This is a genomic window from Pseudomonas sp. FFPRI_1 (genome assembly GCF_055384485.1).
The window spans coordinates 751,220-769,932 of sequence record NZ_AP029168.1 but is presented as its reverse complement, the minus strand read 5'-3'; the positions used below and the strand labels follow the sequence as shown (position 1 = coordinate 769,932).

The 18,713-nt window shown below is 62.8% G+C and carries 21 protein-coding genes and 1 pseudogene; 16 read left to right on the top strand and 6 right to left on the bottom strand.

The genetic code is table 11. From position 1 onward, the window contains the following. The first annotated feature begins 10 nt into the window (after positions 1 to 10). The 5 genes from ACZ5BO_RS03445 (at position 11) to ACZ5BO_RS03425 (ending at position 5,792) form a co-directional block, all read left to right on the top strand. The gene (locus ACZ5BO_RS03445) at positions 11 to 388 is read left to right on the top strand and encodes a gamma-butyrobetaine hydroxylase family protein (protein WP_025130287.1); all 378 of its coding nucleotides are present in this window, start codon (positions 11 to 13) and stop codon (positions 386 to 388) included. A gap of 257 nt (positions 389 to 645) precedes the next feature. Beyond that, positions 646 to 2,325 carry a class II poly(R)-hydroxyalkanoic acid synthase gene (gene phaC / locus ACZ5BO_RS03440; RefSeq protein ID WP_025130286.1) on the top strand — a complete coding sequence of 560 codons (1,680 nt, stop codon included), beginning with the start codon at positions 646 to 648 and terminating at the stop codon, positions 2,323 to 2,325. Between the two features lie 130 nt (positions 2,326 to 2,455). Continuing rightward, a complete protein-coding gene (phaZ, locus tag ACZ5BO_RS03435; protein ID WP_025130285.1) occupies positions 2,456 to 3,316 on the top strand; it encodes a poly(3-hydroxyalkanoate) depolymerase in 861 nt (286 codons plus the stop codon). A gap of 109 nt (positions 3,317 to 3,425) precedes the next feature. Then, positions 3,426 to 5,108: a class II poly(R)-hydroxyalkanoic acid synthase gene (gene phaC / locus ACZ5BO_RS03430; RefSeq protein WP_025130284.1), complete on the top strand. Its 1,683-nt coding sequence runs from the start codon at positions 3,426 to 3,428 to the stop codon at positions 5,106 to 5,108. A gap of 63 nt (positions 5,109 to 5,171) precedes the next feature. After that, on the top strand, positions 5,172 to 5,792 hold the full coding sequence (locus ACZ5BO_RS03425) for a TetR/AcrR family transcriptional regulator (protein WP_025130283.1): 621 nt from the start codon (positions 5,172 to 5,174) through the stop codon (positions 5,790 to 5,792). A 78-nt stretch (positions 5,793 to 5,870) separates the two neighbouring features. Here ACZ5BO_RS03425 and ACZ5BO_RS03420 read toward each other — a convergent pair whose 3' ends face one another. The 3 genes from ACZ5BO_RS03420 to ACZ5BO_RS03410 all read right to left on the bottom strand — a co-directional run bounded on the left by ACZ5BO_RS03420 (position 5,871) and on the right by ACZ5BO_RS03410 (position 7,650). Next, positions 5,871 to 6,743, bottom strand: coding sequence for a phasin family protein (locus tag ACZ5BO_RS03420; RefSeq protein WP_464698249.1), 873 nt, complete (start codon positions 6,741 to 6,743; stop codon positions 5,871 to 5,873). A 10-nt stretch (positions 6,744 to 6,753) separates the two neighbouring features. After that, positions 6,754 to 7,176, bottom strand: coding sequence for a phasin family protein (locus ACZ5BO_RS03415; protein ID WP_464698247.1), 423 nt, complete (start codon positions 7,174 to 7,176; stop codon positions 6,754 to 6,756). A 198-nt stretch (positions 7,177 to 7,374) separates the two neighbouring features. Then, positions 7,375 to 7,650, bottom strand: a complete 276-nt coding sequence (locus tag ACZ5BO_RS03410) for a polyhydroxyalkanoic acid system family protein (RefSeq protein ID WP_025130280.1) — start codon at positions 7,648 to 7,650, stop codon at positions 7,375 to 7,377. A gap of 155 nt (positions 7,651 to 7,805) precedes the next feature. Here ACZ5BO_RS03410 and ubiE point away from each other — a divergent pair, with 155 nt between their 5' ends. The 11 genes and pseudogenes from ubiE to ACZ5BO_RS03355 all read left to right on the top strand — a co-directional run bounded on the left by ubiE (position 7,806) and on the right by ACZ5BO_RS03355 (position 15,918). Next, the gene (gene ubiE / locus ACZ5BO_RS03405; RefSeq protein ID WP_025130279.1) at positions 7,806 to 8,576 is read left to right on the top strand and encodes a bifunctional demethylmenaquinone methyltransferase/2-methoxy-6-polyprenyl-1,4-benzoquinol methylase UbiE; all 771 of its coding nucleotides are present in this window, start codon (positions 7,806 to 7,808) and stop codon (positions 8,574 to 8,576) included. After that, on the top strand, positions 8,576 to 9,199 hold the full coding sequence (locus ACZ5BO_RS03400) for a ubiquinone biosynthesis accessory factor UbiJ (protein WP_025130278.1): 624 nt from the start codon (positions 8,576 to 8,578) through the stop codon (positions 9,197 to 9,199). The genes ubiE and ACZ5BO_RS03400 overlap by 1 nt, the downstream gene beginning before the upstream one ends. After that, on the top strand, positions 9,196 to 10,800 hold the full coding sequence (gene ubiB, locus ACZ5BO_RS03395) for a ubiquinone biosynthesis regulatory protein kinase UbiB (protein ID WP_025130277.1): 1,605 nt from the start codon (positions 9,196 to 9,198) through the stop codon (positions 10,798 to 10,800). Before ACZ5BO_RS03400 ends, ubiB begins: the two co-directional genes overlap by 4 nt. Before the next feature lie 80 nt (positions 10,801 to 10,880). Next, complete coding sequence (hisI, locus tag ACZ5BO_RS03390; RefSeq protein ID WP_025130276.1) at positions 10,881 to 11,273, top strand: phosphoribosyl-AMP cyclohydrolase; 393 nt, start codon at positions 10,881 to 10,883, stop codon at positions 11,271 to 11,273. Between the two features lies 1 nt (position 11,274). Beyond that, the gene (locus tag ACZ5BO_RS03385; protein WP_011058798.1) at positions 11,275 to 11,607 is read left to right on the top strand and encodes a phosphoribosyl-ATP diphosphatase; all 333 of its coding nucleotides are present in this window, start codon (positions 11,275 to 11,277) and stop codon (positions 11,605 to 11,607) included. A 25-nt stretch (positions 11,608 to 11,632) separates the two neighbouring features. Then, positions 11,633 to 11,914 carry a twin-arginine translocase TatA/TatE family subunit gene (locus tag ACZ5BO_RS03380; RefSeq protein WP_025130275.1) on the top strand — a complete coding sequence of 94 codons (282 nt, stop codon included), beginning with the start codon at positions 11,633 to 11,635 and terminating at the stop codon, positions 11,912 to 11,914. Between the two features lie 10 nt (positions 11,915 to 11,924). Then, positions 11,925 to 12,371, top strand: coding sequence for a Sec-independent protein translocase protein TatB (tatB, locus tag ACZ5BO_RS03375; RefSeq protein WP_025130274.1), 447 nt, complete (start codon positions 11,925 to 11,927; stop codon positions 12,369 to 12,371). Next, complete coding sequence (tatC, locus tag ACZ5BO_RS03370) at positions 12,368 to 13,162, top strand: twin-arginine translocase subunit TatC (RefSeq protein WP_025130273.1); 795 nt, start codon at positions 12,368 to 12,370, stop codon at positions 13,160 to 13,162. Before tatB ends, tatC begins: the two co-directional genes overlap by 4 nt. Then, on the top strand, positions 13,159 to 13,866 hold the full coding sequence (locus tag ACZ5BO_RS03365; RefSeq protein ID WP_464698241.1) for a 16S rRNA (uracil(1498)-N(3))-methyltransferase: 708 nt from the start codon (positions 13,159 to 13,161) through the stop codon (positions 13,864 to 13,866). Before tatC ends, ACZ5BO_RS03365 begins: the two co-directional genes overlap by 4 nt. Before the next feature lie 75 nt (positions 13,867 to 13,941). Next, positions 13,942 to 15,060 (top strand): annotated as a pseudogene (locus ACZ5BO_RS03360) (methyl-accepting chemotaxis protein); the annotation flags it as partial. Then, positions 15,046 to 15,918 (top strand): methyl-accepting chemotaxis protein, encoded by an 873-nt coding sequence (locus tag ACZ5BO_RS03355; protein ID WP_371261332.1) that lies wholly within the window; start codon positions 15,046 to 15,048, stop codon positions 15,916 to 15,918. The pseudogene ACZ5BO_RS03360 and the gene ACZ5BO_RS03355, both read left to right, overlap by 15 nt. A 63-nt stretch (positions 15,919 to 15,981) precedes the next feature. On the opposite strand, the gene ACZ5BO_RS03350 is transcribed toward ACZ5BO_RS03355, so the two are convergent. From ACZ5BO_RS03350 to ACZ5BO_RS03340, 3 genes are all read right to left on the bottom strand, one after another. Next, the gene (locus ACZ5BO_RS03350; protein ID WP_025130270.1) at positions 15,982 to 16,716 is read right to left on the bottom strand and encodes an amino acid ABC transporter ATP-binding protein; all 735 of its coding nucleotides are present in this window, start codon (positions 16,714 to 16,716) and stop codon (positions 15,982 to 15,984) included. Further along, on the bottom strand, positions 16,709 to 17,668 hold the full coding sequence (locus tag ACZ5BO_RS03345; protein ID WP_025130269.1) for an amino acid ABC transporter permease: 960 nt from the start codon (positions 17,666 to 17,668) through the stop codon (positions 16,709 to 16,711). Before ACZ5BO_RS03345 ends, ACZ5BO_RS03350 begins: the two co-directional genes overlap by 8 nt. A 146-nt stretch (positions 17,669 to 17,814) precedes the next feature. Then, positions 17,815 to 18,612, bottom strand: a complete 798-nt coding sequence (locus ACZ5BO_RS03340; RefSeq protein WP_025130268.1) for a transporter substrate-binding domain-containing protein — start codon at positions 18,610 to 18,612, stop codon at positions 17,815 to 17,817. Positions 18,613 to 18,713 lie beyond the last annotated feature (101 nt).

The following is an 18,713-nucleotide window of genomic DNA, read 5'->3' as shown; positions in this document are numbered from 1 at the left end:
ACTACAACTGATGAGCAAACTCCCCACCGGTATCAATCTGCACAAAGCCTCCAAGACCCTGAGCCTGACCTACGGGCCGGACGAGGTCTATCACCTGCCTGCGGAATTCCTGCGGGTGCACTCCCCCTCCGCCGAGGTCCAGGGCCACGGCAAACCCATCCTGCAATTCGGCAAGCTCGGCGTCGGCCTGAGCAAGATCGAACCGGCCGGCCAGTACGCACTGAAATTGACCTTCGACGACGGCCATGACAGCGGACTGTTCACCTGGGACTACCTGTATCAGCTGGCACTGCGCCAGGAAGACCTGTGGAACGACTATCTGGCCGAGCTGAAGGCCGCCGGAAAAACCCGCGATCCCCATCAGTCCGTCATCAAGCTGATGCTCTAGCTCAAGCCTCCAGTTGTTTAGAGGGCATTTTCTAATTCCATCTGTTTGAATGCGTGGCGGTATGGCCAATGAATGGCCTGCTTGCGAAAAAAATTAAACTCGGGTAACCAATGGATCTGGCAAGTTCCCTGCAGAGCTTTGCCAACCAAAAAGCAGCGGTGCGCAATCAACGGTTACCCGAGCAGTAGTACCTGGCGTCGTGCTGTGTGACTGCACAGCAGGTCCGGTACTCGTCTCAGGACAATGGAGCGTCGTAGATGAGTAACAAGAATAACGATGACCTGAAACGCCAAGCCTCGGAAAACACCCTGGGGCTCAATCCAGTCATCGGCTTGCGTAGAAAGGACCTGCTTACCTCTGCTCGAATGGTGCTTGCCCAGGCCATCAAACAACCCATCCACAGCGTCAAGCATGTCGCGCACTTCGGCCTTGAACTGAAGAACGTGATGTTCGGCAAATCGACCCTGCAGCCGGAGGGCGACGACCGTCGCTTCAGTGATCCGGCCTGGAGCCAGAACCCGCTGTACAAACGCTACCTGCAGACCTACCTGGCGTGGCGCAAGGAGCTCCACGACTGGATCGGCGACAGCAGCCTGTCGGAACAGGACATCAGCCGCGGGCACTTCGTGATCAACCTGATGACCGAAGCCATGGCCCCGACCAACAGCGCGGCCAACCCTGCCGCGGTCAAGCGCTTCTTCGAAACCGGCGGCAAGAGCCTGCTGGACGGCCTGTCCCACCTGGCCAAGGACCTGGTGCACAACGGCGGCATGCCCAGCCAGGTCAACATGGACGCCTTCGAAGTGGGCAAGAACCTCGGCACCAGTGAAGGCGCGGTGGTGTTTCGCAACGACGTGCTGGAGCTGATCCAGTACCGGCCGATCACCGAGCAAGTGCACGAGCGCCCGCTGCTGGTGGTGCCGCCACAGATCAACAAGTTCTATGTCTTCGACCTCAGCCCGGACAAGAGCCTGGCGCGCTTCTGCCTGCGCAACAACGTGCAGACCTTCATCGTCAGCTGGCGCAACCCTACCAAGGCGCAACGGGAATGGGGCCTGTCCACTTACATCGAGGCCCTGAAAGAGGCCGTCGACGTGGTCACCGCGATCACCGGCAGCAAGGACGTGAACATGCTCGGCGCCTGCTCCGGCGGCATCACCTGCACCGCGCTGCTGGGCCACTACGCCGCGTTGGGAGAACAGAAAGTCAATGCCCTGACCCTGCTGGTCAGCGTGCTCGACACCACCCTGGATACCCAGGTGGCGCTGTTCGTCGACGAACAGACCCTGGAGGCGGCCAAGCGCCACTCCTACCAGGCCGGGGTTCTGGAGGGACGCGACATGGCCAAGGTGTTCGCCTGGATGCGCCCCAACGACCTGATCTGGAACTACTGGGTCAACAACTACCTGCTGGGCAACGAACCGCCGGTGTTCGACATCCTGTTCTGGAACAACGACACCACCCGCCTGCCGGCGGCGTTCCACGGCGACCTGATCGAGATGTTCAAGAACAACCCGCTGACCCGGGCCGATGCGCTGGAGGTGTGCGGCACGCCAATCGACCTGAAGCAGGTGACCGCCGACATCTTTTCCCTGGCCGGCACCAACGACCACATCACCCCGTGGAAGTCCTGCTACAAGTCGGCGCAACTCTTTGGTGGCAATGTGGAGTTCGTGCTCTCCAGCAGCGGCCATATCCAGAGCATCCTCAACCCGCCGGGCAACCCCAAGGCGCGCTACATGACCAGCACCGAGATTCCCGCCTGCCCTGACCAGTGGCAGGAAAACTCGGTGAAGCACACCGACTCCTGGTGGCTGCACTGGCAAGCCTGGCAAGCGGAGCGCTCGGGCGAACTGAAGCCGGCACCGAGCGTGCTGGGCAACAAGAAGTACGCGGCCGCCGAGGCGGCACCGGGAACCTACGTCCACGAACGTTGAGACCCGATTTTGCATGATGCGGCACCAGGAGGTGCCGCCACGCCCTATTCTTGGTACGAGGCCAGGCCTCAGGAAATCCGGATGTCGCCCGGGACGGCGCCTCCAATGGTTCAATTCACAGGGCTACGGCATGCCACATTCCTTTATCTTCCGCACCGTCGACCTGGATGGCCAGACCATCCGTACCGCGGTACGTCCCGGCAAGCCTCACTTGACGCCCTTGCTGATCTTCAACGGTATCGGCGCCAACCTGGAGCTGGTGTTCCCCTTCGTCCAGGCCCTGGACCCGGATCTGGAGGTCATTGCCTTCGATGTGCCGGGTGTTGGCGGATCCTCGACCCCAAGCCATCCCTACCGGTTCCCCGGCCTGGCCAAGCTGACCGCGCGGATGCTCGACTACCTGGACTACGGCCAGGTCAATGCCGTCGGTGTGTCCTGGGGTGGAGCGCTGGCCCAGCAGTTCGCCTACGACTACCCGGAGCGCTGCAAGAAGCTGGTGCTGGCCGCCACCGCAGCCGGGGCCTTCATGGTCCCGGGCAAACCCAAGGTGCTGTGGATGATGGCCAGCCCGCGGCGTTATGTGCAGCCCTCCCATGTCATGCGCATCGCGCCGCTGATCTACGGCGGCTCCTTCCGTCGCGACCCGAGCCTGGCCGCCGAGCACGCGGCCAAGGTGCGCTCGGCCGGCAAGCTGGGCTACTACTGGCAACTGTTCGCCGGCCTGGGCTGGACCAGCATCCACTGGCTGCACAAGATCCATCAGCCAACCCTGGTACTGGCCGGGGATGACGACCCGCTGATCCCGCTGATCAACATGCGCATGCTGGCCTGGCGAATTCCCAATGCCCAGTTGCACATCATCGACGACGGCCACCTGTTCCTGATCACCCGGGCCGAAGCCGTCGCCCCCATCATCATGAAGTTTCTCCAGGAGGAACGGCAGAGGGCAGTCATGCACCCGCACCCCGAGCCTCTGCGTCCCACCCGATAAAAAGACATAGGTCGACAGGATCGTCGCGCGCAAGAAGGGCCGGGAGCGACTATGTTGTCTCTCTTGGATTGGTCTGCTTGTTAGTGGTTTGACGAAGGAGTGTTGACTCATGCAAGACAAACCTGCGCAGGGCGCGTTGCCCTCCCCTGCCGCGTATATCAATGCGCAGAGTGCGATCACCGGCCTGCGCGGCCGGGACCTGCTCTCCACATTGCGCAGCCTTGCCAGCCACAGCCTGCGCAACCCGTTGCACAGTGCCCGTCATACCCTGGCCCTGGGTGGCCAGCTGGGGCGCGTGCTGCTGGGCGAGACCCTGCATAAAACCAACCCCAAGGACAATCGTTTCGCCGACCCGGCCTGGAGCCTCAACCCCTTCTATAAGCGGGGCCTGCAGGCCTACCTGAGCTGGCAGAAACAGGTACGGCACTGGATCGACGACAGCGGCATGAGCGAAGACGACCGGGCTCGGGCGCACTTTGCCTTCTCCCTGCTCAACGACGCCGTGGCGCCCTCCAACACCCTGCTCAATCCCCTGGCGCTCAAGGAGATCTTCAACACCGGGGGTAACAGCGTGGTGCGCGGCATCGGCAATCTGGTCAATGACCTGTTGCACAACAACGGCCTGCCCAGCCAGGTGACCAAGCACGCCTTCGAGATCGGCAAGAACCTGGCGGTCACCCCTGGCTCGGTGGTGTTTCGCAACGAGCTGCTGGAGTTGATCCAGTACAGCCCCATGAGTGAAAAACAGTACGCCAAGCCGCTCCTGATCGTGCCGCCGCAGATCAACAAGTACTACATATTCGACCTCAGCCCCGCCAACAGCTTCGTCCAGTACGCGCTGAAGAACGGCCTGCAGGTGTTCATGGTCAGCTGGCGCAACCCCGATGTGCGCCACCGCGAATGGGGCCTGTCGACCTATGTCGAAGCCGCCGAGGAAGCCTTGAACGTTACCCGAGCCATTACCGGCAGCCGGGAAGTCAACCTGGTGGGGGCCTGTGCCGGCGGCTTGACCATTGCCGCCCTGCAAGGCCACCTGCAGGCCAAGCGGCAGATGCGTCGGGTCTCCAGTGCCACCTACCTGGTGAGCCTGCTGGACAGCCAGTTGGACAGCCCGGCCACGCTGTTCGCCGACGAAAAGACCCTGGAGGCAGCCAAGCGGCGCTCCTACCAGCAGGGCGTTCTCGACGGCCGCGACATGGCCAAGGTGTTTGCCTGGATGCGCCCCAACGACCTGATCTGGAACTACTGGGTCAACAACTACCTGCTGGGCAAGGAACCGCCGGTCTTCGACATCCTCTACTGGAACAACGACAGCACCCGCCTGCCCGCGGCCCTGCACGGTGACCTACTGGACTTCTTCAAGCACAACCCGCTGAGCCATGTTGGAGGACTGGAGGTGTGCGGCACCCCCATCGACCTGCAGAAGGTCACGGTGGACAGTTTCAGCGTGGCCGGGATCAACGACCACATCACCCCCTGGGACGCGGTCTACCGCTCGACCCTGCTACTGGGCGGTGAGCGCCGCTTCGTGCTGTCCAACAGCGGCCATGTCCAGAGCATCCTCAACCCGCCGAGCAACCCCAAGGCCAACTACGTGGAGAACCCCAAGCTCAGCAGCGATCCTCGGGCCTGGTACTACGACGCCAAGCATGTCGACGGCAGTTGGTGGAGCCAGTGGCTGGCATGGGTCCAGGAGCGTTCGGGGGCGCAACGGGAAACCCTGGCCACTCTCGGCAACCAGAACTACCCACCGATGGAGGCGGCCCCGGGCACCTACGTGCGCGTACGCTGAAGCCCCATTTGCACCCGGCTCCACCGCGGAGCCGCACCCTCAATGGACCGACAAGAAGTCAGGATGAAGACCCGCGACCGGATTCTCGAATGTGCCCTGCAGCTGTTCAACCAGAAGGGCGAGCCCAACGTCTCCACCATGGAGGTGGCCAATGAAATGGGGATCAGCCCCGGCAATCTCTACTACCACTTCCACGGCAAGGAACCGCTGGTGCTTGGCCTGTTCGAGCGCTTCCAGAACGAGTTGACCCCGTTGCTGGATCCCCCGTCCGACGCCCAGCTGGCACCGGAAGACTACTGGCTTTTCCTGCACCTGATCGTCGAACGCCTGGCCCACTATCGTTTCCTGTTCCAGGACCTGTCCAACCTCGCCGGGCGCCTGCCGAAACTGGCCAAGGGCATCCGCAACCTGCTCAATGCCCTCAAGCGCACCCTGGCCTCCCTGCTGGCCCGGCTCAAGGCGATGGGGCAACTGGTCAGTGGCACCCAGGCCCTGGGGCAACTGGTGGAACAAATCACCCTGACCTTGCTGTTTTCCCTGGACTACCAGCGGATTCTCGATCGCGAGGGCGAAGTGCGCCTGGTGGTCTACCAGATCATGATGCTGGTGGCTCCCCATCTGTTGCCGCCGGCAAAACTAGCCACCGAGCAGATGGCGCTACGCTACCTGGATGAACAGCGGTAGACCCGCCCTGCTGATTGCTTCGCCGATAAAAAACGCCCGGCCTTTGCAGGCCGGGCGTTTTCAGTGTTCCTGATGCAATCAGGACTGGCTGCTTGGCGTCGCTGGGGTCGACGCAGCAGTCGGGGTGACGGCCGGGCTTGGCGCTGCGGCAGAGTTTGCCGAGGTGGCCGAGGCCGTTGGCGTGGCTGGCTTGGCCGCGACTGCAGGCTTGGCAGCAGCAGGTTTGGCCGCAGGCTTCTTGGCCACGGGCTTTTTCGCCACAGCCGGTTTCGCCGCAGGCTTGGCCGCGGGTTTGGCGGCAGCTTTCAGCGCTGGCTTGGCAGCCGGCTTCGCGGCAGGTTTTGCCGCTGGCTTGGCGGCGACAGGCTTGGCAGCCGGTTTAGCAGCCGGCTTGGCCGCAGCAGTTTTCACTGCTGGCTTGGCGGCAGGTTTGGCAGCGGCTTTGGCGGCCGGCTTGGCAGCGGGCTTGGCCAGAGGTTTGGCGGCAGCCTTGGGCGCGGGTTTGGCAGCGGCGGTCTTGGTTGCCACTGGCGCAACCTTGGCACCGGTGAGTTTTTCAATCTGCTTGGTCAAGGTGTCGACCTTGTCGTGCAGCACCTTCACTTCATTGCGGCTAGGCACGCCCAGACGCGAGATGGCACTGTTCAAGCGCTTGTCGAAAGCGCCTTCCAGCTCGTCCCACTTGCCCAGAGCGCGGTCCTTGACGTCGCTGATGCGCGACTTGGCCGAGCTTGCGGAGTCCTTGGCGGCATCGACTTTCTTGCCGACTACGCTTTTGGTGAGTTTCTCGGCTTTCTCGCCGTCCTTGACCAGCGTCTCGAAAAGCTTGCTGCCGTCGGAGTCGATTTTCGAGTACACGCCTAAACCAGCAAGCCAAATTTTACGGGAGTACTCTTCGACTTTCCCGATCCACGAGCTGCCTTCTTTTTCAGTATTCTTTTTACCAGCCATCCCGTTCTCCTTAATGTTTACGCGCGACACGTTCGAGCAACGCCGTCAGCTCATCGAGCTTAGCAGAGAGTGTCTCAACGTCATGTTTAGACGGAATGCCGATACGATTCAAGGCACTGGCGACGCGCGTGTCAAAAGCCTTCTCGACCTTGTCCAGCTGCACTTCGACTTTGCCCTTGAGCGTGGTGACATCGCCCTTGACGTTGTCTATCTGACTGTTGGCGGCCTCAAGTTGTTCAGTGACAACTTTTTTGCCTTTCTTTTCAACGGATTGACCCGCCTTGATCAACTCCTGGAAGTACTCGCTGCCTTCCTGACCGACTTTGGCGTAGGCACCCAGGCCTGCCAGCCAGATCTTGCGGGCATAGGATTTGACTTCGCTCAGAGCAGTCGATTGAACATCAACTTTTTTCTTCAGAATTACTTTGGCCATGGTGCACCTCACGCGCAGAAGGTTTGAGGAACTGCCCTCGGATTGAGGACCTGAGGCACAACCTAGAGAGAAAAATTAGAATCGGCACCCTAACGAATGTCATGAATTCATGTAGGAGCCGGCTCGCCGCAAAGGCTCTTTGCCTGGCACCGTTGCAGTGCCTGGGATTCGCCGGCAAGCCGACTCCTACCGGTGGGGTCAGGCCAGGGCCTTGTCCAGGGCCTTTTCGATCTCGGACTTGATGGTGCCGCTCATGGCCGACATCAGCAGGCCCAGCTCCACATCGATCCTGATGGATGCCTCGCCCACATGCACCGCCCCCTTGACCCCGGAGCGCTTGAGATTCAGGACATCCCCCGCCCACTTGGGCTCAAGGCCATACTGATCGGCCAGTTTCTGCGCCAGTTTGTCGGCCTTTTCACGGGCTGCCTGCTTACCCAGGCCATGGGCACGTTCAACACTAATTCGGGCCATCTAAGGACTCCTGCTGTTTCGGGACTTGCCTGAAGCATCTTGACCCTGCGTGCGTCAAAACGTCCCGGCGGTTCGCTATCTTACCTTCAGCCTTGCCAAGACAAAGGCCGCCACCGGCATTAGAATGTCCCGCATTCTCTTTTGGTGACAGCGATATGACTGATCAGCGCAAAGGCAGCGATGCCGAACCCACCACTCACTTCGGCTTCAAGAACGTTCCTGAAAGCCAGAAAGCGGAAAAAGTCGCTGAGGTGTTCCACTCGGTGGCGGCCAAGTACGACCTGATGAACGACGTGCTCTCCGGGGGCATGCACCGTCTGTGGAAACGCTTCACGATCGAGCTGTCCGGCGTACGCGCCGGCAACCGCGTGCTGGACATCGCCGGCGGCACGGGCGACCTGACCCGGCGTTTCTCCCAACTGGTCGGCCCTAGCGGCCAGGTGGTGCTGGCGGACATCAACGAATCGATGCTCAAGGTCGGCCGTGACCGCCTGCTGGACCTGGGCGTGGCCGGCAATGTCGAGTTCGTCCAGGCCGACGCGGAAAAACTGCCGTTCCCGGACAACCACTTCGACTGCGTGACCATCGCTTTCGGCCTGCGCAACGTGACCCATAAAGAAGATGCCCTGCGCTCCATGCTGCGAGTGCTCAAGCCTGGCGGCCGCCTGTTGGTGCTGGAGTTCTCCAAGCCGACCAACGCGCTGATGTCCAAGGTCTACGACGCCTACTCGTTCGCCTTCATGCCCCTGGCCGGCAAGCTGATCACCAACGACTCGGAAAGCTACCGCTACCTGGCCGAATCGATCCGCATGCACCCGAACCAGGAAACCCTGAAGTCGATGATGGTCGAGGCCGGTTTCGACCGCGTGACCTATCACAACATGACCGCAGGCATCGTCGCCCTGCACCGCGGCATCAAGCCCTGATGTTGCTCAGCGGCCTGCTCGCCAGCGTCGAGACCGGCATCAATCGGGTGCTGCGTCTGGACAGCACGGCCTTGCCGCGCCTGCAGCACCTCACGGGCAAGGTGATCGCCGTGGATTGCCGCAGCCCGGCGCTGCAGCTGTTCATCCTGCCCAGCGATGAGGGCCTGATGCTCGCCAGCCAGTGGGCCGCGGACCCGGACTGCACCCTGCGGGCACCGGCCTCCAGCCTGGTGCGCCTGGCCCTGAGCAAGGACAAGACTGGCGTCCTGCACGGCCCGGAAGTGGAGCTTGAAGGTGACAGTGGCGTGCTGCTGGACCTGGCGGCAATCCTCCAGGACCTGGAGCTGGACTGGGAGTACGAGCTCTCCCGCTGGCTCGGCCCGGTGGCCACTCAACTGTTCAGCGGCCACGTGCGCAGCCGCGCACGCTGGTATCAGCAGGGGTTTGCCAGCCTCAATCAGAACCTCGGCGAATTTCTCGCCGAAGAATCGCGGACCCTGGTCGGCCTGCGCGAAGCCGAAGCGCGGTTTCGCGAGCTGGACCAGGCCAAACTCGACCTGGAACGTCTCGAGGCGCGCTTCGAGCGCCTCTCCCGATCCCTTGACCCAAGCGATAACGCATGAAGCTGCTTGCCGTCCGCCGCCTGTTGCGCATCCAGCGCGTTGTGATCCGCTACCGTCTCGATGACCTGCTGTTCGAGCTGCCCCTGCCCTGGTTTCTCCTGGCCCTGCGCTTCGCCCTGCCCTGGCGCTGGTTCCCGCGCAAGCCCCTGGACCTGAGCCGCGGCGCGCGCCTGCGCCTGGCGCTGCAGGACCTGGGGCCGATCTTCATCAAGTTCGGGCAGATCCTCTCGACCCGTCGCGACCTGCTGCCCGAAGACATCGCCGATGAACTGATGCTGCTGCAGGACCGGGTGCCCCCCTTCGATTCGCAAAAGTCCGTGGCCCTGATCGAAGAGCAACTGGGCAAGAAGATCGACGAGGTGTTCAGCCGCTTCGACATCGAGCCCCTGGCCTCGGCCTCGGTGGCCCAGGTCCACGCCGCCAAGCTCAAGACCGGCGAAGAAGTGGTGGTCAAGGTGATCCGCCCCGGGCTCAAGCAGATCATTGCCCAGGACCTGGCGTGGCTGTTCATCCTCGCCCGGGCTGCGGAAAAGGTTTCTGCCGATGCGCGCCTGCTGCACCCGGTGGACGTGGTCAGCGACTACGAGAAAACCATCTACGACGAGCTCGACCTGCTGCGCGAAGCGGCCAACGCCAGCCAGCTCAAGCGCAACTTCGAAGGCTCGCCCCTGCTGTATGTGCCCCAGGTCTATTGGGACTGGTGCCGGCCCAAAGTGCTGGTGATGGAGCGCATCTACGGGATCCAGGTCACCGACCTGGCCACCCTGGCCGACCAGCGCACCGACATGAAGATGCTCGCCGAGCGCGGCGTGGAAATCTTCTTCACCCAGGTGTTCCGCGACAGCTTCTTCCACGCCGACATGCACCCGGGCAACATCTTCGTCAGCACCGTGCAGCCCTGGAGCCCGCAGTACATTGCCATCGACTGCGGCATCGTCGGCAGCCTGACCCCGGAAGACCAGGACTACCTGGCACGCAACCTGTTCGCCTTCTTCAAGCGCGACTACCGCCGCGTGGCCCAGTTGCACATCGATTCCGGCTGGGTCCCGGCGGAAACCAAGCTCAACGAATTCGAGGCGGCGATCCGCACCGTGTGCGAGCCGATCTTCGAAAAACCGCTGAAGGACATTTCCTTCGGCCAGGTACTGATGCGCCTGTTCCAGACCGCCCGACGCTTCAACATGGAAGTGCAGCCGCAGCTTGTGCTGCTGCAAAAGACCCTGCTCAACATCGAGGGCCTGGGGCGCCAGCTGTACCCGGAACTGGACCTGTGGAACACCGCGCAACCCTTCCTCGAACGCTGGATGCGCGAGCGTGTCAGCCCGAAAGTCGTGCTCGGCAATATCCACAGCCAGATCGAACAACTGCCGCACCTGGCCAACATGACCCGTGACCTGCTGGAACGCATGTCGCAGCCCCACGCCGCCGATCCACCGGCGCCCTGGCACAAGCGCAAGGACGACTGGTTCCTGCGCCTGCTGGGCACCGCCCATCTGGGCGGCGGTGCCGTCCTGGCTGCCGGCGGTCCATTGCATGAGCTGGGGCACTGGCCCGCAGGCATCATGATTGCGGTCGGTTTGTATCTGATCGTTCGTCGATAGCCAGTGGCGCGACCTGCTGGCAAACTGTCGCAATCGCCGAGGCGTCACCAGCGGGTTGAGCCCGGTTGTCGGAGTCGAACATGAAAGATTGGCTGGACCAGATCAAATGGGACGCGGACGGCCTGGTGCCGGCCATCGCCCAGGACCACAAGACCGGGCGCGTGCTGATGATGGCCTGGATGAACCGCGAGGCCCTGGGCCTGACCGCTGCCGAGAACCGCGCCATTTATTGGTCACGTTCCCGTGGCAAGCTATGGCGCAAGGGCGAAGAGTCCGGGCATGTGCAGAAGCTTCATGAAATGCGCCTGGACTGCGACGCTGACGTGATCATCCTGATGGTCGAGCAGATCGGCGACATTGCCTGTCACACCGGCCGCCACAGCTGTTTCTACCGCGTCTATGAAGACGGCGAGTGGAAAACCGTCGAACCGGTCCTCAAGGACCCGCACGCGATTTATTCTGCAGGACACTGACATGAGCGATACCCTCACCCGTCTGGCCCAGGTGCTGGAAGAGCGTAAAGATGCTGCCGCCGATAGCTCCTATGTGGCCAGCCTGTATCACAAGGGTCTGAACAAGATTCTGGAAAAAGTCGGCGAAGAGTCGGTGGAAACCATCATCGCCGCCAAGGATGCCGCCATCAGCGGTGACTGCAGCGATGTGATCTACGAAACCGCGGACCTGTGGTTCCATACTCTGGTCATGCTCGCGCAACTGGGGCAGCATCCCCAGGCCGTGCTCGATGAGCTGGACCGTCGCTTCGGCTTGTCCGGACACGCCGAGAAAGCCTCGCGTCCGTCCGCCTGAACAACTTTCTAAGAGGAAACGCAGCATGGGCATTTTTGACTGGAAACACTGGATCGTCATCCTGGTGGTCGTGGTACTGGTATTCGGCACCAAGAAGCTCAAGAACCTGGGCACCGACGTCGGCGAATCGATCAAGGGCTTTCGCAAGGCCATGAACGACGATGAAAAGCCCGCCGATCCCGTGGTGCCACCGACCGCACAGCCGGCGCCACCGGTTCAGCCGCAGCAAAGCGCACCGTTGAACCAGCCGCACACCATTGATGTGCAGGCGCAGAAAGTCGAAGAGCCGACCCGCAAAGACTCGTGAGCACTGACTAATGTTTGGTATCAGCTTCTCTGAACTGCTGCTGGTGGGCCTGGTGGCCCTGCTGGTGCTCGGCCCCGAGCGTCTGCCCGGCGCTGCGCGCACCGCCGGCCTGTGGGTCGGGCGCCTCAAGCGCAGCTTCAACGCGATAAAACAGGAAGTTGAACGTGAAATCGGTGCTGACGAAATCCGCCGGCAACTGCACAACGAGCACATTCTGTCCCTGGAGCAGGAAGCGCGGAAAATCCTCGCGCCGACCCAGCAGCAGCCGACTCCGGTAGAGCCTGTGGCCGAGCAGACGATTCACGCCCCAGGCGCCGCTGTGGTCGCCGAAGCGCCGCCAGCCAGCGAAGTGCCCGCGCCCGAAGCTGCGGCACCGACCGCAGAGCCCGCAGCCCCAGTGGCAACACCCGCCACCACGGCTTCCCACGACTCCACTTTGCCGCCGCGAGCACCATGAGCGATATCCCCGAGAACGACCAACACATGCCGCTGGTGTCGCACCTCACCGAGTTGCGCACCCGCCTGCTGCGCTGCGTAGCGGCGATCTTCATCATCTTCGCCGGGCTGTTCGCCTTCACCCAGCAGATCTACACCATCGTCTCCACGCCACTGCGCCAGTACCTGCCGGTGGGGGCGACGATGATCGCCACCGACGTCGCCTCGCCATTCCTCACGCCGTTGAAGCTGACCATGATGGTCTCGCTGTTCCTGGCGATCCCGGTGATCCTGCACCAGATCTGGGGCTTTATCGCTCCCGGCCTGTACAAGCATGAAAAACGTATCGCCGTGCCACTGCTGGTGTCGAGCATCCTGCTGTTCTATACCGGCATGGCCTTCGCCTACTTTCTGGTGTTTCCGCTGATCTTCAAGTTCTTCGCTGCCGCCACCCCGGCCGGCGTGGAAATGATGACCGACATCACCAGCTACCTCGATTTCGTCATGACCCTGTTCTTCGCCTTCGGCGTGGCGTTCGAGATCCCGGTGGCCGTGGTCCTGCTGGTGTGGATCGGTGTGGTCAACGTGGCGTACCTGCGCAAGATCCGCCCCTACGTGATCATCGGCTGCTTCGTGGTGGGCATGATCCTCACCCCGCCGGACATCTTCTCCCAGACCCTGCTGGCCGTGCCCATGTGGCTGCTGTTCGAGATCGGCGTGCTGTTTGGCGGGCTGATCAGCAAGCGCGGCGACCATCCGGACGATGCGCCGGCTGACGATCACAACGACCAGCCGCCAGCGACCCAAGCGTGAACCTGCTGCTGCTTGAGGAGGCCGACTTCATCGCGGCCGACCGTGTAGTGCTGCGCGACCGACGCCTGACCCACATGCAGGAAGTGCATCGCGTGGCCGTGGGCGACAGCCTGCGGGTCGGGCGTATCGGCGGGCTGATGGGCTCGGCTCAGGTGCTGCGCCTGGAACCTGGCGAAGCCGAACTGCAAGTGACCCTCGACCTGCCGCCCCCGGCCAAGCTGCCGTTGACCATGGTGTTGGCCCTGCCCCGACCGAAGATGCTCCGTCGGGTCCTGCAGACCGTTGCCGCCATGGGCGTGCCCCGGCTGGTGCTGGTCAACAGCTACCGGGTGGAGAAGAGCTTCTGGCAAACCCCGTTCCTGGAACCCGAGGCCATTCGCGAACAACTGATCCTCGGCCTGGAACAAGCACGCGACAGCGTACTGCCCGAAGTGCTGATCGAAAAACGCTTCAAGCCTTTCGTCGAGGACCGCCTGCCAGCCCTGACCGAAGGCACCCTGGGCCTGGTGGGCCACCCCGGCCAGTACCCGCCCTGCCCCCGTGGCCTGGAACAAGCCGTGACCCTGGCCATCGGCCCTGAAGGCGGCTGGATCCCCTACGAGATCGATCTGCTGGGCAAGGCCGGCCTGCAACCGGTGCAGCTGGGCGAACGCATCCTGCGGGTCGAAACCGCCGTCACGGCCCTGCTCTCACGCCTGTTCTGAGCCCCGTCCCCGGCAGCCCGCCGGGGTCTTCCTCCACCGGAAACCGCCCCTGCCAGGCCGTCGGCACCTACAGGAATGCCTGTTGCCGCCGATAGCCTATGGTTAAGCACAATCTGCTCAAAGGGAGTTCGCAGCATGTACCGTTGGCTAGCCCAAAAACTGGGAAATGTGAGCGTCAGCCGTAAACTCGGTATCGGCTTCGGCCTGGTACTGCTCCTCACCCTGGTGATTACCGCCACCGGCTGGACCGGCCTGGGCCGTGTGATCGACCGCGGCGACAAGCTGGGCAACATCTCCATTCTCTACGCCATGACCAAGGACCTGCGCATCGCCCGCCTCTCCTACGAGATGCAACACGGCGAACAAGGCCCGGCGGCAGTCAACGATATTCTCAAACAGCTCAACGACGGCTTGCGAGCAGCCCGCGACCAGTTGCAGCAACCTGAAAGCATCGCCATGGTCGACCAGCAATTGAGCGCCGTGACCGAGTACCAACAGGCCTTCGCCGACATGACCCGGGCCACTGCCAGCCGCGAAGCCGCCCGCGCCAGGCTTGGCGCCACCGCGGACAATGCCGTGGCTCGGGTTGGCGAGGTCGAGAAATCCCTGCTGCAAGGCGACAGCGTCACCCAGTTCAACAGCGTCATCGAACTCTCCAAGCTGCTCCAGCAGGCCCGCTTCCAGGTCCGTGGCTACACCTACAGCGGCAAGGCCGATGCCCGGCAACCCGCGCTGGACGCCATCGACAATGCCCTGAATAACCTGGACAGCCTGCCCGCCAAGCTGCCGGAACAGCACATTGCCAACCTGCAACAGGCCGCTGCCTCGCTGAAGGACTATCGCACCGCGGTCAGCGACTTCGGCGCCTCCCAGGTGGCCAGCGCCGACGCCCTGCAACGCATGGCCGCCCAGGGCGACCGGCTGATGGACCTGAGCAAGCAACTGACCAGCGCCCAGACCGCCAAGCGCGACAGCGACGCCGCGCAGGCCCAAAGCACCCTGTTGATCGCCACGCTGCTGGCCCTGGTGTTCGGCCTGGTCGCCGCCTGGGCCATCACCCGGCAGATCATCCAGCCCCTGCAACAGACCCTCAAGGCCGCCGAGCGCGTCGCATCCGGCGACCTCAGCCAGAACCTCGCGGTGGACCGGCGCGACGAACTTGGCCAGCTACAGAAGGCCATGCAGCGCATGACCCTTGGGCTGCGGGAACTGATCGGCGGCATCAGCGACGGCGTGACCCAGATCGCCAGCGCCGCCGAACAGCTGTCCGCGGTCACCGAGCAGACCAGTGCCGGAGTCAACAGCCAGAAAGTCGAAACCGACCAGGTGGCCACGGCGATGAATGAAATGGCCGCCACGGTGCAGGAGGTCGCACGTAACGCCGAAGAGGCTTCCGAGGCCGCAGTGGCCGCCGACCAGCAGGCTCGCGAGGGCGACCGGGTGGTCAACGAAGCCATCGCCCAGATCGAGCGCCTGGCCAGCGAGGTGGGCCATTCCACCGAAGCCATGGGCCACCTCAAGCAGGAAAGCGACAAGATCGGCAGCGTCCTCGACGTGATCAAGTCGGTGGCCCAGCAGACCAACCTGCTGGCCCTCAACGCGGCCATCGAAGCGGCCCGGGCCGGTGAAGCCGGACGCGGTTTTGCCGTGGTGGCGGACGAAGTGCGCAGCCTGGCACAACGCACCCAGCAGTCGACCGAAGAGATCGCCGAGCTGATTGTCGGCCTGCAAAGCGGTACTCAACAGGTGGCCAGCACCCTGGACACCAGCCGCAGCCTGACCGACAGCAGCGTCGAACTGACCCGCCGCGCCGGCGGCTCACTGGAAAACATCACCCGCACGGTGTCTGCGATCCAGGCGATGAACCAGCAGATCGCCGCAGCGGCCGAGCAGCAGAGCGCCGTGGCGGAAGAGATCAACCGCAGCGTGCTGAATGTGCGTGATGTGTCTGAACAGACCTCATCGGCCAGCGAAGAAACCGCAGCTTCCAGCGCCGAGCTGGCGCGCCTGGGGATCCATCTGCAGGGCCTGGTGGGACGCTTCCGGGTCTGACCCACTTCGCCGGCAAGCCGGTTCCTACAGGGGAATGTAGGAGCCGGTTTGCCGGCGAAGGCTTTACAGCACCTGACGCAGGAACGCCTGGGCCCGTGGGTCTTTCGGGGCGTCGAAGAAGACATCCGGCGCCGCATCTTCCAGCAGTTTGCCGTGATCGAAGAACAGCACCCGGTCCGCCACTTCCCGGGCAAAGCCCATTTCGTGGGTCACACAGACCATGGTCATGCCTTCCACGGCCAGGGTCTTCATCACGTCCAGCACCTCGCCGACCATCTCCGGGTCCAGGGCCGAGGTCGGCTCATCAAACAGCATGACCTTGGGCTCCATGGCCAAGGCGCGGGCAATCGCCACTCGCTGCTGCTGGCCGCCGGACAGCCGCGAGGGGAACTCGTGGGCCTTCTGGGCAATGCCGACCTTCTCCAGCAGCACCAGGGCCTTGGCCTCGCGCTCCTGCTTGCCGCGCTTGCGCACCACCTTCTGCGCCAGGCAGAGGTTTTCCAGCACCGTCATGTGGGGGAACAGGTTGAAGTGCTGGAACACCATGCCGACTTCCCGGCGATAGGCGTTCACATCGGTCTTGGGATCGGCCAGCTGCAGGCCGTCGATGCTCACCGAGCCGGAGTCGAACGTCTCCAGGCCGTTGAGGCAGCGCAGGAAGGTCGACTTGCCGGACCCGGACGGACCGATCACCACCAGCACTTCGCCCTTGGCCACCTGGGTAGTGACGTTATCCACCGCACGCACCACCTGGCCGCGGGTGTTGAAGACTTTTACCAGATCGCGGACTTCAATCACTTTGCGCGAGCCTCCGCTCAAGCCGGCTGGCCATCTTCGACAGCGGCAGGTTGATCAACAAATACAGGCCCGCCACACAGAACAGGATCTCGAACGGCGAAAACGAGGTGGTAATCACCTCCCGGCCGCTCTTGAGCAGTTCGGTGATGGCGATCACCGACACCAGCGAGGTGTCCTTGACCAGGCTGATGAACTGCCCGGCCAATGGCGGCAGCACCCGCTTGAAAGCCTGGGGCAGCACCACATGCCGCATCGACTGGCCGGCGCTCAGCCCCAGGGAGCGGGCTGCTTCGTTCTGCCCGCGGGCAATGGACTGCACCCCGGCACGGACGATTTCCGCCACATAGGCCCCGGTGAACAGCGATAGCGCGGCAATCCCGGCGAACTCCCGGGACAGGTTGAGCACCGTGCCGATGAAGAAGTAGAAGATGAAGATCTGCACCAAAAGTGGCGTGCCCCGCACCAGCTCGACATAGATCGTCGACAGGTCACGCAGGGTCGGGTTGCTCGACAGCCGGCACAGGCCGGTGCCGAGGCCGATCAGCAAGCCCAGCACCCCGGACACCACCGACAGCCACAAAGTGGTCCACAGGCCCCAGAGCAACGGGCCCGCGGCCCAGTGCCGGGTCACGCCGATGACATCGCCTTCGGCCACGTCATCACCGCTAGCCACCTGCAGGCTGTTTTCATCGACGCTCAGGTGCTGCTCGGCACCCGAGTCACCGCGCAGGGTGACCTGCGCCTTGCCGCCCTGGCGCACGACCTCGGCGACCGTGGAGATTTCCGCCGCCCGCTGGGACTCTTCGGCCTGATAGGCGAAGTACTGCGGGACGCGGTTCCAGCGCCACTCGTAGGACATCAGCGAGGTGGCGTAGTACAGGGAGCCGGCCAGGCCGACCAACACCAGCACCGTCAGCAGGTGCCAGGGCCATTGGGCTTTTTTCTGTTTCATTACTGTGCAGGTTCCGGGGTGGGTGTGGCGAAATCAGACGCTTTCGCCGGCAAGCCGGCTCCTACACATGCCCTCGTAGGAGCCGGCTTGGCGGCGCAGGAAAACGGCGCGCAACCAGCAAAGCGGCGCGCAGCGCACGACCCGCGTTATTCCATGTCCTTGAGCCACTCGGTGCTCTTGAACCACTTGTCATGGATGCGATCGTAGGTGCCGTCTTCATGGATCTGGTGCAGGAAGTTGTTGATGAAGTTGATGCTGTCGTAGTCACCCTTCTTCAAGCCGAATGCCAGGGGCTCGTAGGTGAACGGCTTGTCGAGGAAGACCAGCTTGCCATTGCCGACCTTGCTCACCGCCACCACGTTGTACGGGGCGTCGTAGATGAAGGCATCGGCCTTGCCGTTGACCACGTCCAGCACCGCTTCCTGCTCGTTGTCATAGCCGTGGTACTTGGCCTTGGCGATCAGCTTCTTGGCGACCATTTCCCCGGTGGTGCCCAGCTTGGAAGTGATGCGGTAGTCGGCGCTGTTGAGGTCCTTGTAGGACTTGATGGTGCCTTCCAGTTCCTTGCGGATCAGCAGGGTCTGGCCGACCACAATGAAGGGTTCGCTGAAGTTCAGGCGCAGGTTGCGCTCCTGGGTCAGGGTCATGCCGCTGCCGATCATGTCGAACTTGTCGGTCAACAGGGCCGGGATGATGCCGTCATAGCCGGTGGAAACCGGCTCCAGCTTGACCCCCATGGACTTGGCCATGGCCTTGAGCAGGTCGACTTCGAAACCGATGATCTCGCCGCGCTTGTTGGTCATCTGGAACGGCATGTAGGTCGGGTCCATGCCGACTTTCAGTGTGCCGCGCTTGACCGCATCGTCGATGGCGCCGGCCTGGGCCGCATTGACCGCCAGCATGGCTGCGGCACCTGCCAGCAGCAGCGAAAGATACTTCTTCATCTCAAGTCCCCTGAAACCATTTTATTGTGGTGTCTGCGCGCAGCGGGCCTGGAACGGAAACCTTCGGACATCAAGCCGTTGTCGATCACGCACAGAAATTT